The sequence below is a fragment of the Streptomyces viridifaciens genome (genome assembly GCF_001888885.2).
In the GTDB taxonomy this organism is placed as follows: domain Bacteria; phylum Actinomycetota; class Actinomycetes; order Streptomycetales; family Streptomycetaceae; genus Kitasatospora; species Kitasatospora aureofaciens.
The window spans coordinates 1,661,685-1,676,095 of sequence record NZ_CP090840.1; the positions used below are offsets into that span (position 1 = coordinate 1,661,685).

Consider the following 14,411-nt stretch of genomic DNA (forward strand, 5'->3'; position numbering starts at 1 on the left):
CTCTAAATGAGTTCGAGATCCTCGCCCGCATCTGGCCCGCCGGGGTCTGGGTGCCACAGGAAATGACTCCGCAACAGCTTCACTGCGACTACACCGGGCTACTTGTCACTTGGTTCGCCGCTCGTTAACGGCACCCCCTTTTGGCGGGACTTCATCTGGCGGTGCCGAACGTCGTCGGCTCGGATCGGGCAGGGGACCGCCCACGGGCCCCAGCGGGCGGGCTCGTCCAGTGCCCACTGGGAGAGGTCGAGGTGGAAGGCCCGCACTGTCATCAGGGTGTCAGAGGCGGTGGCGCGTTCCACCGTGGTCTCCACGACCTGGCCGCGCTCGTTGGTGGTGCGGACGGTCCGGGTCTGCAAGCGTTTCTTCCAGGCCGCGGCGACGTCCGGGGCCAGCCGGAGCGAGTCGATGCCGGGGTTGACGTTCTCCAGGTCCTTCCAGAACCACAGCGCCAGCGCGGTGGCCAGCCCGGTCAGCGTGTTGTAGTCCACGGCTGGCTGGCGTTCCCGCAGGTAGTCGACCAGCAGGTCGCGGACGGGGCGGCAGGCCAGGTCGTAGCGGTCGACGAGTTGCTCTACGGTGAGTTGGCCGGGGAAACGCGTGCTGAACATGCGGACCGAGGAGGGGGCTTCCACAGGGAAGACCCCGAGGGTGTGCAGCAGCTGGTAGAAGAACGGGCTGTGCCGGCTCGCTCTGGCCGGACCGGGGAAGAGCTTCCGACTGGTCTTCAGCAGTTCCAAGCAGTCGCCGGGGGTGACATCGGCGACAGCGCCGCCCTTGGCCGCCATGATCAGTGCGATCTTCTCGATCGCCGGCAGCACGGTGGAGTCGCCAACGCTGCTCGCCGCCCGTAGGGCACGGAGTCGGGCGATGGCCTCGCCGTCGCGGACGTGCTCCATCTCGTTCGCGATCCGCAGCGGCGAGCTGGTCGCCATCAGCCAGCCCAGGTCCGGCCGGAGGACGTCTCCGCCGATCAGCTGGACCAGGCCCATGCCCAGGATGCGGAAGATCCGCTCTCCGCGCGGGCCGAGGTTGTCGACGCTCTTCAGGTCGCCGATGAGCCGGAGTCGCCAGTCCAGGCGCCCGTCGATGCCGGCTCCGCTGGCGTCCCACCGCTCCTGCCAGGTGTTGCCGGGCTGCATCTCCAGCCAGTCCATCACCTTGAGCAGCGTCAGCTTCCGGTTGCAGCGGGTCTTGGAGTCCTGGCCGAGGAACGGGGGCGCTAGCATGCGGGCGACCACGGCGGCCCGGGTCTGCCTGGTCGCCGGCCAGCTCTTGGGGTTGGCGCGGGGCGGGAACTTGTGCCACAGCGCGACTGCTTCTGCGCTGAGCTGCCAGGGCCGGGCAGCGATTGCGGAGGTGATTGCGCTGGTGGTCACGGCCGCTCCCGGCCGAACAGCACGTCCAAGCTCTCCGGGCGGTAGTGCAGGGCGGGTGCGGGTGGCTCCGCCTGCTTCTGCTCGGCCTGACGGCGGTGGTGGGCCAAGACGCCCTCGATGACGTCCTCGGCGGTGGGCGTGACGTACCGCTGTGTGGTGGACAAACGCGCATGTCCCAGGACCCACTGGACGTCCGTGATAGGCATGAGCGGGTCGCGGGCCAGCCGGTAGGCCGCTGTATGTCGTAGGTCATGCAGGGACCAGTTGGACCCGAGAGTGCTGTTCGCGCGGACGAACATCGCCCGCGCGGCGTGATAGTTCAGCGGCCGGAAGGGACGTCGCAGGGTCCACCAGAGCGGATCGTCCGGCCCGTTGGGCACCTGTCCGTACGTCTGCTGCTGGTAGAGCCGCAGCCAGACGAACGCGTCCGGCGAGGCCGGCAGCTGCTGGAGCGCGCATGAGCCCTTGCGGACGACCGTGATCAGCTGCCGTCCCGGATCCGTGCCCGAGCAGAGCACACCGAGCAGTTCCGAGGCCCTGGCCCCGGTCGAGACCCAGAAGGCGACCAGGGCCCGGTCGCGGTCCGAGGGCAGTCGGGCGAACAGCTCGTTGAAGGCCACGTCGGGAATCTGCCGTGGGATCCGTTGTTGCTGCCGAGGCCGGTATAATCCCGCTCGTTGCGGGCGCCACTGTTCCATCGGGTTGTGGTGCGCGTTCGCCCGGGGCCCCCTGGCCAGCGGGAACGGGTTCACCAGTGGGCCCGTCCCGGCCTCCAGGTGGTGGGCGTAGAAGCTGCGGAGCACCGTCTCGCTGTGCGCGACCGTCGAGGAGGCATAGGTCCGTCCGACCGGCCGTTTCCCAGTGATCGAATTTGCACCTCGGGCGGGTGGCGGCAACACCGGTGCCGACGCCGTCCGCGATCCTGAACTACCCCGCATCCGTGGGGGTTTGGCTGTGATCTGGATCCACCGGGAGAAGTCGCGCGCATCGATCCGGGTCGCCTCGTTCCACGGCACGTCAACCGCCCAGAGGAAGCGGAACCAGCGCAGCAGATCCATGCCGTAGGAACGCTGGGTCGTCGCGGGCCGTCCGGCTGCCTGCAGATCTGTCAGATATGCGGCCGCCGACCTGACAGGCGCACCGCAGGGATCCACCAGCCGATACGGCTCCCACGGATCACCCGTCTCCACCAGCGACCCCACTCGCGGCACCGCCAGCGAACTCCAGTCCCTTGGGGCATCCTCACGCTCGATCACGAGAGGGGACGGTAGCCAGTTCGCTTCCTCCCCGTCCGAAGAACAAGGACAGGACCACCCGTAGTTCAGTCAACACGCCCATGGGCGGTAGGTCCTGCGGTGGCCGGCCCGCCATCGCTCCTTGGCCGCCGCGACCGCGCGCCGGGTCGTGCGCTCGTCGCCGGTGAAGCCGAGCAGCACCAGGCGCTCGTGCAGCTTGTCCGCTCGCACCGTGCCCTGCGACCGGTCGACCCACTCCTCGATCTTCGGCATGAACGGGTCGATCAGCCGTGGTCGCCGGATCGGTTGGTCAACGGGTTGACCAGCGTCCCTCATGCGTGCGTACCGCCGCACCGTCTTGGGATCCACACCTGCCAATCGCGCCGCCGAATGCGCGCATCCAGTGGCGTCGAGCGCCTCGAAGATTTCCATGATCACCCTGTCAGACTTCTTCACGACCCCTCCGGTCGGGGAACTCGTTGTCGGCAGCACCGAGCAAACCGCCGGAGGGGTCACCTGTTTGGAACCGACACGAACGGCCCAGTAGTCAGGGAGATCAGCTGTCCATACAGAAGGAGCTGGACTGTCCGTCAGAACGGATCTTGAACTGTCCGCTCACACCATGCTGGGCGGCCGGGCCCCTTGCCCGGCCGCCCAGTGCCAGGAGCACCTGCTCGCGTCCTTCCGCATCGCCACCGCGCACTACCCGTACCAGATCGTCAGCCTTGGGATGTGCCCGGCGGAGGTCTGCCTCCCGCGCTCCGTGTCGGCACACAACGGCCACCGGACAGGCAGGTGCAGCACAAGCTCCCGCCCGTAGACCGACGTGTCGCCTGTCAGTCGCTCGCAGTCGCTGCGCACATGTTCGGCCCAGCTCCCGCTCAGCCCTGGCACGCCGCCCCTTGAGTCCGGCTCCGAGCATAAACATGAATCGGCCGCCCGACCGATCTGTTGATGCGTCGGCGTAAATGGACGGGTCCTTTTTGGAAGGGACTCGGTATCAGGCGAGGTCCGCCAGCCTCGCTGGCCGCCTCGACGAACGCACTGCTGACCGCCATGGCTGACTGTCTGGTAATGGGTGTAGGTCGAACTTGCGTTCGGAGGAATGTCCTTATGCCTGGCCAGCCTTCTTCGTATCCAGACGAAGGTGCGTCCGAGCGAGGATGTGGTTGTCTACCGTGTCATAGAAGTTCTTCCTCTGTTCCTTTGTTCCGTGAGGCTTTGGAGCCGCATCGCAGGCTACCCACCGGTCTTTTATTTTCTGTTCCGGAAGATAGCCATCAGAAATATTTCCCACGGTCCATTCTGGCTTCCCTGCGGTTTCCCAGCAGCTGTACAGGGTGCCGTCGGCGCTGACCACCGCGCCGCTGGCCCCGGCGAATCCCGAGCAGTGGACGCACTTGCTGACGGGGACCCCCAGGACTGGGACCGCGAGGCCGGCGTCAAAGGCCAGGTCGACCATTTCGATAAACTTGTCCGCCAGGTTCTCGTAGCTCAGATGGTTCTCGTACCCGATGTTGTGGTCGTCTACGAGTGCGGGCGCGAAGGACACCGACGACTGCGCGATGGGCAGGTTCGCCAGGTCATCGATCAGCCGAGGGATCCCCTCGAGGTTGTGGTGGGAGACGTTGACCCTGACCTTCCAGGCGAGGGAGGTCTCCTGCATGGCGCGTCCCACGTTCTTCATGATTCTGTCGTAGGTCCCGGCGCCCTTTCGGTCGAAGCGTGTGCCGTCGTGGTCCGCCCGGTGCCCATCGAAGCTGACCTGAATGCGCTGAAGGCCCTCGTCATCGAGCTGGCGGGCCAGTGACGGGGTCAGCAGTGCGCAGTTGCTGATCATCATGGACTCCGCGAGCCCAAGCGGCCGCAGTTGCTTGAGCAGTGCGAGGCAGCCCTTGGGGTTAAGGAGCGGCTCCCCGCCGAAGATCACCAGCGAGATGCTGTCGAAGCCCAGGAGATTCATGCGCTCTTGTGCAAATGTGGCGATCCTGCTGACGTCGTCTTGTGCAAGAAGGCGGCGGCTGATCCGCGGTGGCGCGAAGGGGGTCACGGACTCGTCGGCGGGTGCTGTGTTCTGGAAGCAGTAGGGACAGCCCAGGTTGCACGACGTCGCGGTAAGGACCGTCAGGCCGAACGGCATCTTCCTGGGGCTGAAGAAGCCCCCTTGCTCGAGAATCTGCCGAGCCTCTTTTACGAGGCTGCCGTTCTCCACGGCGCCGACCGGTAGATGTGCGACCTTGGGGTGGTCTGCATACCACCATCCGTCTTCGGACGCGAAAAGCCGGGCTTCCCCCATCGTGGTTCCCCTCCGCAGTGTTGTGGGATCAAAAGCGCCAGGGGTGGCGCAGCTCTCCGTGAGAGTCGTGCACCACCCCTGGCCAGAGGACAGGCTGTCCTCCTCGGCCTTCAGGCCAGCGTCAGGACTGGATGCCGCAGAAGACGTCAGTCTCCTCGACGTAGATCGTGATGCCGCTCATGGTCCCCTCCCCTCACCACTCACGATGCCGGAGGACAGCAGCACGGGCTGTCCTCCTCGGCCTTCAGGCCGGCGTCAGGACTGGATGCCGCAGAAGACGTCAGTCTCCTCGACGTAGATCGTGATGCCGCTCATGGTCCCCTCCCCTCACCACTCGCGATGCCGGAGGACAGCAGCACGGGCTGTCCTCCTCGGCCTTCAGGCCGGCGTCAGGACTGGATGCCGCAGAAGACGTCAGTCTCCTCGACGTAGATCGTGATGCCGCTCATGGTCCCCTCCCCTCACCACTCGCGATGCAAGGATCGTAGGCAGGTCAACGATTATTGCACAAGGCATCTTGAGTAACTCAGATGCACAAGATTTCTTGTGCATCTGCTACCCTTGGGTCATGTCTGAAGAGATGCCCACGAGTGAGGTGACCGCGCCAGCGACCTCGATCGACGCCCTGCGCGTCATGGCGCACCCTGCTCGCATCCGCTTGTACGAGTTCCTCGTGCACCACGGCGCCAGCACCGTCTCCGAGCTTGCGCGGCGATCGGATCTGGCCATCGGCTCAGTGAGCTACCACTTGTCACAGCTCCACAAGGCCGGGCTGGTCATGGAAGCGGCAGAGGAGGGAACGGACCGCCGGCAGCACTGGTGGAAGGCTGTCCCCGGCGGCCTGCAGTGGTCGCCGGCGGATTTCGTCGACTCCCCCTCACACCGCCGGGTCTCATCCCTGGCACAGCAGATGTTCAGCGAACGCCGTATGGAGCGCTTGACCCAATGGCTGCATACCTGGGACCAGTGGCCGAAGGAGTGGTTGAACGCGGTGGTGGAGACGGACATGTCTCTGGAGTTGACGCCAGACGAGTTGGAAGAGATGGCGGCCGAGCTTCAGAGCGTGGTGCGCCGGTGGTCCCGGCGGACACCAACCGGGGCGGACAGCTCGCGTCGGCGGGTCTTCACAATGATCCACGCCTTTCCGATGGCTGATGATGCCGCGGATCACGAGTGACAGGCTGAACTGGTGGGGGGATTTGCTGTGAGGAAACCTGTCGGTATGTCATCGGTCCGCTCCAGGCGGATGGGCGCGTTCTTCGCGGGTTACACCGCGTCCATGGTCGGGGACCAGGTATGGCTGACGACCCTGGGGTGGTCAGCCAGTCACTTAGACGATCCACTGCGCGCGGGGCTGGTCATGGGAGCCGGAACCGTGCCCCGCGCTCTCCTTATGCTTCTCGGCGGAAATCTGGTGGACCGCCTGGGAATCCGGCGCCTAGCGCTGGCGACACAGGCAGGCCGCGTCGCCGTGATGACGGCGGCCGCCCTCATCACACTCGCCGTCCCACGCTCCTGGGTTGCACTGACGGTGGTGGCCGTGGTCTTCGGCGCGATCGACGCGATCAACCTCCCCGCACTGGGCGCGGCGCCGGCAATGATGGCTCCGCCCGAACAGCTACCGCGGCTCACCGGCATCCTTCAGGCCGCTCAGCGAACCGCCACCATCATCGGCGCTCCAGCTGCTGGACTGATCATCGCAGCCGCCGAGACTCCGGCCGCGACCATCACCTGCACGGTGCTGTTCGCGCTGGCCCTGGGCACGTTCCTGGCCGCGCAGCTACCTGGCCGCTCTTCCCCGGCCGCAGATAGCCCGAAGGCCCGCAGCGTCGACCCCACCGGCATCCGCTACGTGCTGGCCCGCCCACAGCTCCGGGTCCTGGCCGTCGTGATCGCCTGCCTCAACTTCACCGTGATGGGATGCTTCAACGTCGGCCTGCCGCTGCTCGTCGAACTGCGCGGATGGACGTCGACAACCTACGGGATCATCGAGGCCTGCTTCGGAGCCGGCGCCATCGCCGGCTCACTCGCGCTGGCTATGCGCAGGCCCGCGCGCAACCCCGTCCTGACCGCAGCCTGCTTCCTCGCGATCCAGCCCCCGCTGCTGGCTGCTGTCGGCCTCATACCGAACACTGTCGCAGTCTGCGTTGCCTCTGCGGCAGTCGGCCTCGCTCTGGGACCTGCCGGGTCCATACTCGTGGCACTGATCCAGACAGGAACCGACCGCTCGTACATTGGCCGCGTCGTCAGTGTCATCAGCTTTACATCCGCAGGCCTCACTCCGGTCTCCTACCTGGCGTTCGCCGCCGTTGCGGACATCGCCGGCACGCCTATCGCGTTCGTCGCGAACGCGGCCATCGCCGCCTGCGCCGCCGCCGCCATGTTCCGGCCATCGAGCCGAACGGCGCCCAGCGAAGACACCGCACCCCATGAAAACAACGACGCGAAGCACGTACACGCCCCGACAGGACAGGACGCGAGTTGAACATTCTCCTCTGCCCCCTGAGCGACCCCGGGTACCTGTATCCGTCCATCACCGTCGGAACCGAACTCATCCGGCGTGGACACCACGTCACCATCGTCGGGAGCAAATCGATTGCCGCGCCAGCCGCTTCAGAGGGCATACCAGCGATACTGGATGAGACAGATGACGGCCAAGGTTCCATGTCAGTGAGATTCTGGTTCCGCCATCAGCCCGACCAGTACCGTGTGATAACTGAAGCGGCCCGGCAGACACGCCCCGACATCCTTGTCACCTCTGTTCTGTGCCACGGCGCACTGCTTGCCGCCGAAAAGCTCGACGTGCCCGTGGTGATACTCGGACCCGCCGCTCATCTCTGGCCCTACATGTCAGGAGCGGAAGGAGAATCCGAACTCCCCGCCAGGAGGAAATGGCGCATCCGGGAAACCATTCGGTTCCTGCAGGAAGCCCGTGAGGCGACCGGCTTCGGAAGAAGCAAAGACAGCGATGCTGAACGAGCTCTCCTCGGCGCCCGCTTCCTCCTGCAAGGCGACCCTGCCCTGGAGCACCCAGGCGCTCTGCTCCCGAAGAACGTCCACCACATCGGCCCCTGCCTGTGGGAGCCAGCACCGTCAACGGGAGACATGGACAGAGTGATGGAGACCGTAGCCAGGCGAGGCAAGCCGCTCGTCTACGTTCACCTGGGCAGGTGGTTCGACGGAGCCAACCCATGGCCCACACTTAACAGGCTTTTCGCCGACGGACCGTTCCAGGCTGTCGTCGAAGTGGGCCGGACCGACAACCCCGCGCCGAGCAAGACAGCAGATATCTGTGTCGTCAGGCTCCCCTGGATGTCACCACTCGTCAGCAGCTCTGAGCTGGTAATAACCAGTGCCACGTCGGCCCCGGTGTTGAATGCACTAGTCCTGCGCAAGCCCATGGCCGTCGCCCCGGCTGGCGGCGAACAGGCCCTGCTCGCAGAGTCGTGCATCCGTACCGGCCTAGCGCACAAAATCCCGGCCGACGCGGCTGCGCAGTTCCTATTCCAAACCGTCCAGGACAGCCAGCTTCGCGAAAAAATAGAGATCCTAGGATCGCGCCTGTCCGAGACCAGGGGAAATATAGCGGCAGCAGATCACATTGAAGAAGTTCTGAGGGATGGAAAGTAGAACCAAAGTTCAGCCGGCAACTTGTTCCCGGCTGATCGGGCTGAGGCCTGATCGAACCTCGTCATTAGTCAGGGCCTGGGCAGTACCCCAACCTCGCCCTGGAGAATCACGCAATTGTCGGCAGACTCCTACGGGCACGCCTTCAACCGCAGAATGTTTCAGGACCTGGGCAGTTCCGGGGCCTCTCGCCACTCTGCGCGCCGCCTGCGGTCGGGGCCCGGCAACCCGCGGTGCGGCTCCCGGCTGCCGGTCGCGGGGCTCCAGGTTGCATGGTGGCGAGCAGGGGGTTCATGAACGCTCGGGCGACCTTGGCGGTGACGATGTCGCCGCAGCCCGCGAGACCGATGACCAACCACGCCAGCTACCTCTGGGCATTCTCCGCGATCACCGCCTCCCCTGGCGCGAAGGCCCACCGGCGCGGGCGGCGGTCGGCGGGTACGCGATCGGGGCTTGGCTCGCCGGGCCGCGCTGGAGGAGATCGACCCGTGGTGGTGCCCGCGCTGGCCGATCACCTGGCAGCGCTCGTACGCGGTGGCCCGGCAGTGGTGGCTGGAGTCGGACGGCCGGGTCGACTGGGCGCAGCTCCCGGCGGAGACGGAGTTCGAGGGCGAGGCGCTCGGCCGGTGGGTGCGGGCGCAGCGGGCCGGATGGGCCGAGTTCGACCAGGAGCAGCAGGACCTGCTGACGGCGAGCGCGGACCGGTTCGCCCATCACCTGGCGGCGCTGGCGGCCTTCGTCGAGCGCGAGAGCCACGCCCGGGTGCCGCGCACCCACAAGACGGAGGAAGGGTTGTCCTTGGGCACCTGGCTCAACAACCAGAAGGCCCGCCGGGACAAACTCTGCGGGTGCCGATAAATCATTCGCGCAGGTCGCCGCCTTGATCACCGATCTCCGGCCATACCCGCCAGCCGCTTCGGGAGTCTTCATGTGCAAAGGGCATTGGCAGCATAATGATCAGTCGTGCTGCTGCGCCTGGCCTACCTCGCCGCCACCAACACCTTCGCGCTGCTGCGGCTCCTGCCGATGAGCAGCCGGGAGAAGGACATCGAGATCCTCGCGCTCCGGCACCAGTTGCTGGTCCTGCAGCGAGAGGTCGGCAGACCCGTCTTCACCAATACCGACCCTGCTGTCCTGGCCGGCCTGCTCCACCACCTGCCCACCGAGAGACTGCGGCGCATTGTGGTGCTGGTCCGCCCCGATACGCTCCTGCGCTGGCACCGCGACCTGATCAAGCGGCGACACGGCGCGACCTGCGTGCCGAAGCGACCGGGACGCCCGCGCACCGTCCGCTCGGTCCGTGCCCTGGTGCTGCGCCTGGCCAGGGAGAACAGCTCGTGGGGCTACCGCAGGATCCACGGCGAACTCGCCGCGCTCGGTATCAAGGTCGCCGCCTCCACCGTCTGGGAGATCCTCCGCGAGCACGGAATCCCGCCCGCGCCCGAGCGGCAGAGCACGAGCTGGGCCGACTTCCTGCGCGGCCAGGCCGAGGCCCTGCTCGCCTGCGATCTCTTCGAGGTCCGCACGCTGGCCGGTGCGCGCCTGTACGTCTTCGCCGTCATCGAGCACGCCGCCCGCAGGGTCCGGATCCTGGGTGCCACCGCACACCCGACCGCGGACTGGATAGTGCAGCTCGGACGCAACCTCCTCATGGACCTTGAGGACGCCGGCAGCAGGGCCAGGTTCCTGATCCGCGACCGCGACTCCAAGTTCACCGCCGCCTTCGACGCCCTGCTGACCGACGCCGGACTCGAAATCGTCACCACCGGCATCCGGATACCGCGGATGAACTCCCTGATGGAGCGCTGGATACAGACCTGCCGCCACGAGCTCCTCGACCGCACTTTGATCTGGAACCAGCGCCACCTCCTCCACGCACTCCGCGAGTTCGAGACCTTCTACAACGAGCACCGGCCACACCAAACCCTGGACCAATCCGCTCCGCTCCGCCCGCTACCCGACCCGATCAACCCGCCTGCGCACGTCAAGCAGCTTCAGGTCCGCCGAAGAGACCGACTCGGCGGCACCCTCCACGAGTACCGACACGCCGCTTGACCAGGCCGGATGATTAACCGGCACCCGCAACCTCGGTGCGCACGGTCAAGACGTGCGGGCTCGGGGCGCTGCTGCGCCACTTGGGCGACGGACTGTGCGGACGGGCGCGCGGCGAGGCGGCGGGGAGCTTGTGGTGGTGCCGGTGCCGGGATGTATGTCCCGCCGCCGGATGCCGGCGCCCGTACCGCTTGCCCGGGCGTGCCGGTTCGCATCGCCTGGCTGCTGGCCCCGGCACGGCTTAGTTCGACGAACTGAACCGCCACCAGGGGCGCTTTTGCGTACCGGCCCGGCCCTGGGACCGCTTCACGGCCCGTTCTACCTGGCGGCGGGCCGACTTCAGATTCGCTTCGAGCGAGTAGTCGCTGTTCCCGTCGCGTTGCCCGATCTCGATCGCTTGCTCCAGGTACGGAATAGCCTCGTCATATCGGCCCAGGGTGTAGAGGAGCTGTGCAACGGCCTTCACGGACCTCTCATTGCCAGCCGCGGCAGCCTTCAGGAACCAGTCGAGGGCCTCCTCGAACTCCTCTCGACAGTCGGACTTCCGGGCCCCGGCGTACTCCCGGAACTCGGCCTGGCGCCGGATCAGGATGCCCAGGTCCTCGCAGGCTCCCGGATCTCCGAGATTGGCGAGCGCACGCGTCCACTCGCGCGCCTTGGCCTCGCGCTGCGTCAGCTTGTACAGCATCACGAGGAGCCTCATCGACTCTTCGTGGCCCGCTTCGGCCGCGCTGACCAGCGGGAACTCTGCCTCGCTCCATTCGCGGGCATCGTACTTGACCTTGCCGTACCGGAAGCAGCTCTCGACATCGTTTGCCGCCACTGCTCCGGGGCCGTAGTTGTGTTGTGTGACCTGGTTGTTCTGGACGCCGGAGCCCTGGTTGAACACGATGCCGCCGCTGTCGGCCGCTACGTCCTGGTGAATCTCGTGGCCCTCGTCATCGCGTGCGCTCACCGGCCGTGCACCTCGTTGTGCTGAGAACCTGAGCCCAGGTTGAATACGATCCCGCTGCCGCTCGCGTTCACGGTCTGGACGACCTGGGCGCTCTCCTGCCCGCCGGGCTCTGCGCAGTCCCTGAGGATCGCGCGGAGGTCGTCGACAAGACTGGGATCCTGGGTGAGCGCTCGTCGGATCCTACTGCGCCACTCCGCGGCGATCTCGTTACGCGTTTCGCCGGACTCGACGTCTTCCACCAGGCGCTGACGCGATTCCTCGAGCTCTTCTACGACGGTGGAGGGATCGTCTGAGCGCCGCGACAGCAGCCTGGCGAACCGGTCACGGACGCCGGACCAGAGGTCACCCATCATCACACTGACAAGGGTTTGAGCGGCTGGCGTGATCAGCTGCGCGATGTCGATTTCGGTCATGACTTCCCCTGTTTTTCGGACCGGCGGATGACTGCTTACGTGGCCATGAAGACCTGATGCACAATCAGAATCTATCGGGCTCCGACAGACGGTGTAGCAGGATTGCGCGAGCTCAAACGATCCGCTGTCCACGGACCTAGAAGCCAGGGCCGACAACGGCCTCATCGAGGTGTACGACTCCGACGCCTACCTCACCAACTCCGAAGTTGTCAGGCAGAGCTGGGACACGGTGGTAGCCGGCACCGGTACCCAGATCTATCTCCGCAGCCTCCAGAGCATCGCACCTGCCGAGATCCTGGTACGGGTGTGGGACGGCCCTGCGCCGGCCGACAGCACCTGGATCGCCGAGGGCGAACGCTCGACAGTGCTCGACAGCCCCACCGGCGAAGTGGTCATCCGCGCCTTTGCCCCGGACATCGCCGGTCACTTCCAATTGCCCCGCCCAGGCGTCTACGAAGGCCGCGTGTCTTGGAAGGGGCGACACGAGGCTGCCGCGCAGGAGACGGGTCTCCACGCCGAACTCGGCACGGCGCAACCGCAGTCACAGGCTGACACCGACATGATCTGGGCAGCCCACCGGGAGGTTCTGGAGAACTACCGGATCGACCTGTGGTGGACCTCCGAGTCCGAGGACGACGAAGACGAAGACGAGGACTAGGACCAGGCACCACGGGGTGTGGCACCGCCCTGACGGCGGTGTCACACCCCGTGGGGAACAGAACAATTTCCGCACAGCATCGGGTTTCCAGGCCGGCCGCGCGGTCCCCTGGGGTAAGTGACGCCGCTCGCGTACCAGGACGGCGGCTTCCTCCGGGCTGTCCGCCCGCCGCAGCTGCGCTTCGTGCAGGACCAGGAGACCGAGCGGCTGGGCGAGAGCGAGCCGTTCCGGCCGGGGAGGGCAGCGAGCATCTCAGCTTGTCGTTTTACCTTCGGTGATCGACTCGAGGTTGCCCCGGCCGGTGAGTGCCGGCGCCGAACCGGTCGGGCACGTACGCCTCGGGTACGCCCGCGCATCGACCGCCCGGCAGTCCCTCGACGCGCAGCTCGACTCCCTCCCCGAGGCCGGAGTGACGCGGGTCTTCTCGGAGAAGATCTCCACCCGCGCCACGAAGCGCCCCGAGCTGGAGACCGCTGTGAAGCTCGCCGGAGAGATCCGCTCCTCCGGCGTCGCCGTGACCCTCGTCGTTCACGAGCACAAGCGGCTCGGTCGCGGCATCGAGCTCGCCATGCTTGCCGAGGAGCTGAAGGCGAGCGACGTCGGCCTGGAGTTCCTGACCGGGGAGCTGAAGGGCTCACACGGTCCGGGATCGTGTTCACCGTGCTCGCCGCGATGTCCGGGATGGAGCGCGAGTACATCCGCGACCGCACCCTCGAAGGCCACGAGTCCGCCCGCAAGCGCGGCAAGACCATCGGCGGCGCGGGCGTCACCGACGACTCCATGCTGTCCATGGCCCTGCACCTACGCGCCCAGGAGATGAGCCTGCGCGACATCGCCAAGCGACTCGTCATCACCACCGGCGCGAAGAAGGGCCAGCACCCCTCGCCCGCCACCGTCATGCGGATGCTCCGCGAGCATGACGAGCAGGCCGCCGCAGCGGCGAGCACGTGATCACCCGGCTACTTTGCGGCTGGTGTCTGAGCTAGGACTCCAGGGCCCACTACGTCTGCTACGGCCCCGCCGACACCCGACTGACGGACCTCGCCCGGATCGCCGGGGCGAGGTGGCAAGTGGAAGAGTGCTTCCAGACCGCGAAGAACGAGTGCGGCCTGGATCACTACCAAGTCCGTCGCTACCAGGCCCGGTACCGGCACATCACCCTGTCCATGGCCGCCCTCGCCTGCCTGACCGCCATCCGGGCACACGAGCTGGCAAAGGGGGCTCCAGACCCGACCGCAGCGGCCTGATACCCCTGTCCGTCCCGGAGATCCGCCGCCTCATCGGCCTGCTTCTCCATCCTCTCCACCTCACCGCGGCCCACCATCTGCGCTGGTCGTACTGGCGACGCCGCAGCCAGGCCCGCGCCCGCCACAGCCACTACAAACGTCGAGGCCACACCCCATAACTGCGGTTGCAGTATTAACGGCTCTGTCATCAGCCCCAAATACGGGTGATCTTTCAGCGTTCGGCCACTGTGACCTGCCCGGGTTCGGCATGATACGGCGCCATGGGGCGGCAGCCGGTGGGCATGGACGAGCTGGTGGAGCACTGGACGGTGCTCGGTGACGAGGTGGACCTCGTCGCGGGCAAGCGGGGCGGGACGCGCCTGGGCTTCGCGCTGGTGCTCAAGTTCTACACCCGGCACGGCCGCTTCCCCCGGGGTCGGGTGGACTTCCCGGACGAGGTGGTGGAGTTCGTTGCCCGGCAGATGAGGGTGTCGGCCGCCGACTTCGAGTCCTATCAATGGGCCGGCAGCACCATCGAGTAGCACCGGGCCCAGATCCGCGAGCACCTGG

13 protein-coding genes and 3 pseudogenes are annotated in these 14,411 nt (G+C 66.5%); 10 read left to right on the plus strand and 6 right to left on the minus strand.

The window, feature by feature from the left end:
* Positions 1-98: 98 nt before the first annotated feature.
* The 4 genes and pseudogenes from BOQ63_RS07165 to BOQ63_RS07180 all read right to left on the minus strand — a co-directional run bounded on the left by BOQ63_RS07165 (position 99) and on the right by BOQ63_RS07180 (position 4,910).
* Positions 99-1,379 (minus strand): hypothetical protein, encoded by a 1,281-nt coding sequence (locus BOQ63_RS07165; protein ID WP_072653735.1) that lies wholly within the window; start codon positions 1,377-1,379, stop codon positions 99-101.
* Positions 1,376-2,635, minus strand: a complete 1,260-nt coding sequence (locus BOQ63_RS07170; RefSeq protein ID WP_072653736.1) for a tyrosine-type recombinase/integrase — start codon at positions 2,633-2,635, stop codon at positions 1,376-1,378. Before BOQ63_RS07170 ends, BOQ63_RS07165 begins: the two co-directional genes overlap by 4 nt.
* Positions 2,636-2,713: 78 nt before the next feature.
* Positions 2,714-3,046 (minus strand): annotated as a pseudogene (locus BOQ63_RS07175) (IS21 family transposase); the annotation flags it as partial.
* A 679-nt stretch (positions 3,047-3,725) separates the two neighbouring features.
* Positions 3,726-4,910 (minus strand): radical SAM protein, encoded by a 1,185-nt coding sequence (locus tag BOQ63_RS07180; protein WP_072653738.1) that lies wholly within the window; start codon positions 4,908-4,910, stop codon positions 3,726-3,728.
* A 568-nt stretch (positions 4,911-5,478) separates the two neighbouring features.
* Here BOQ63_RS07180 and BOQ63_RS07185 point away from each other — a divergent pair.
* From BOQ63_RS07185 to BOQ63_RS07205, 5 genes are all read left to right on the plus strand, one after another.
* Positions 5,479-6,087, plus strand: coding sequence for a transcriptional regulator (locus BOQ63_RS07185; RefSeq protein WP_079183449.1), 609 nt, complete (start codon positions 5,479-5,481; stop codon positions 6,085-6,087).
* Positions 6,088-6,156: 69 nt separating this feature from the next.
* A complete protein-coding gene (locus tag BOQ63_RS07190; protein WP_167395674.1) occupies positions 6,157-7,395 on the plus strand; it encodes an MFS transporter in 1,239 nt (412 codons plus the stop codon).
* On the plus strand, positions 7,392-8,540 hold the full coding sequence (locus BOQ63_RS07195; protein ID WP_072653741.1) for a glycosyltransferase: 1,149 nt from the start codon (positions 7,392-7,394) through the stop codon (positions 8,538-8,540). The genes BOQ63_RS07190 and BOQ63_RS07195 overlap by 4 nt, the downstream gene beginning before the upstream one ends.
* 450 nt (positions 8,541-8,990) lie before the next feature.
* Positions 8,991-9,395 carry a helicase associated domain-containing protein gene (locus BOQ63_RS07200; protein WP_072653742.1) on the plus strand — a complete coding sequence of 135 codons (405 nt, stop codon included), beginning with the start codon at positions 8,991-8,993 and terminating at the stop codon, positions 9,393-9,395.
* A 105-nt stretch (positions 9,396-9,500) separates the two neighbouring features.
* Positions 9,501-10,592, plus strand: a complete 1,092-nt coding sequence (locus tag BOQ63_RS07205) for an integrase core domain-containing protein (RefSeq protein WP_072653743.1) — start codon at positions 9,501-9,503, stop codon at positions 10,590-10,592.
* 238 nt (positions 10,593-10,830) lie between these two features.
* On the opposite strand, the gene BOQ63_RS07210 is transcribed toward BOQ63_RS07205, so the two are convergent.
* Positions 10,831-11,544 (minus strand): SEL1-like repeat protein, encoded by a 714-nt coding sequence (locus BOQ63_RS07210; protein ID WP_072653744.1) that lies wholly within the window; start codon positions 11,542-11,544, stop codon positions 10,831-10,833.
* Complete coding sequence (locus BOQ63_RS07215) at positions 11,541-11,957, minus strand: hypothetical protein (protein ID WP_072653745.1); 417 nt, start codon at positions 11,955-11,957, stop codon at positions 11,541-11,543. Before BOQ63_RS07215 ends, BOQ63_RS07210 begins: the two co-directional genes overlap by 4 nt.
* Positions 11,958-12,126: 169 nt before the next feature.
* On the opposite strand from BOQ63_RS07215, the gene BOQ63_RS07220 reads away from it, so the two are divergent.
* The 5 genes and pseudogenes from BOQ63_RS07220 (at position 12,127) to BOQ63_RS07240 (ending at position 14,383) form a co-directional block, all read left to right on the plus strand.
* Entirely contained in the window at positions 12,127-12,615 is a 489-nt protein-coding gene (locus BOQ63_RS07220) for a hypothetical protein (RefSeq protein ID WP_150476339.1), read from the plus strand.
* 301 nt (positions 12,616-12,916) lie between these two features.
* Positions 12,917-13,180, plus strand: a pseudogene (locus BOQ63_RS07225) (recombinase family protein); the annotation flags it as partial.
* Positions 13,181-13,266: 86 nt separating this feature from the next.
* Positions 13,267-13,566 carry a serine integrase family protein gene (locus BOQ63_RS07230; RefSeq protein WP_223886341.1) on the plus strand — a complete coding sequence of 100 codons (300 nt, stop codon included), beginning with the start codon at positions 13,267-13,269 and terminating at the stop codon, positions 13,564-13,566.
* Between the two features lie 44 nt (positions 13,567-13,610).
* Positions 13,611-13,862: pseudogene (locus BOQ63_RS07235) on the plus strand (transposase); the annotation flags it as partial.
* A gap of 260 nt (positions 13,863-14,122) precedes the next feature.
* On the plus strand, positions 14,123-14,383 hold the full coding sequence (locus tag BOQ63_RS07240) for a DUF4158 domain-containing protein (RefSeq protein ID WP_072653747.1): 261 nt from the start codon (positions 14,123-14,125) through the stop codon (positions 14,381-14,383).
* The last annotated feature ends 28 nt before the right edge of the window (positions 14,384-14,411 follow it).

Coding starts and splice junctions, on each gene's coding strand:
- BOQ63_RS07180 (WP_072653738.1), bottom strand. CDS start 4,910: ATGGGGGAAGCCCGGCTTTTCGCGTCCGAAGACGGATGGTGGTATGCA.
- BOQ63_RS07185 (WP_079183449.1), top strand. CDS start 5,479: ATGTCTGAAGAGATGCCCACGAGTGAGGTGACCGCGCCAGCGACCTCG.
- BOQ63_RS07190 (WP_167395674.1), top strand. CDS start 6,157: ATGGGCGCGTTCTTCGCGGGTTACACCGCGTCCATGGTCGGGGACCAG.
- BOQ63_RS07215 (WP_072653745.1), bottom strand. CDS start 11,957: ATGACCGAAATCGACATCGCGCAGCTGATCACGCCAGCCGCTCAAACC.
- BOQ63_RS07240 (WP_072653747.1), top strand. CDS start 14,123: ATGGGGCGGCAGCCGGTGGGCATGGACGAGCTGGTGGAGCACTGGACG.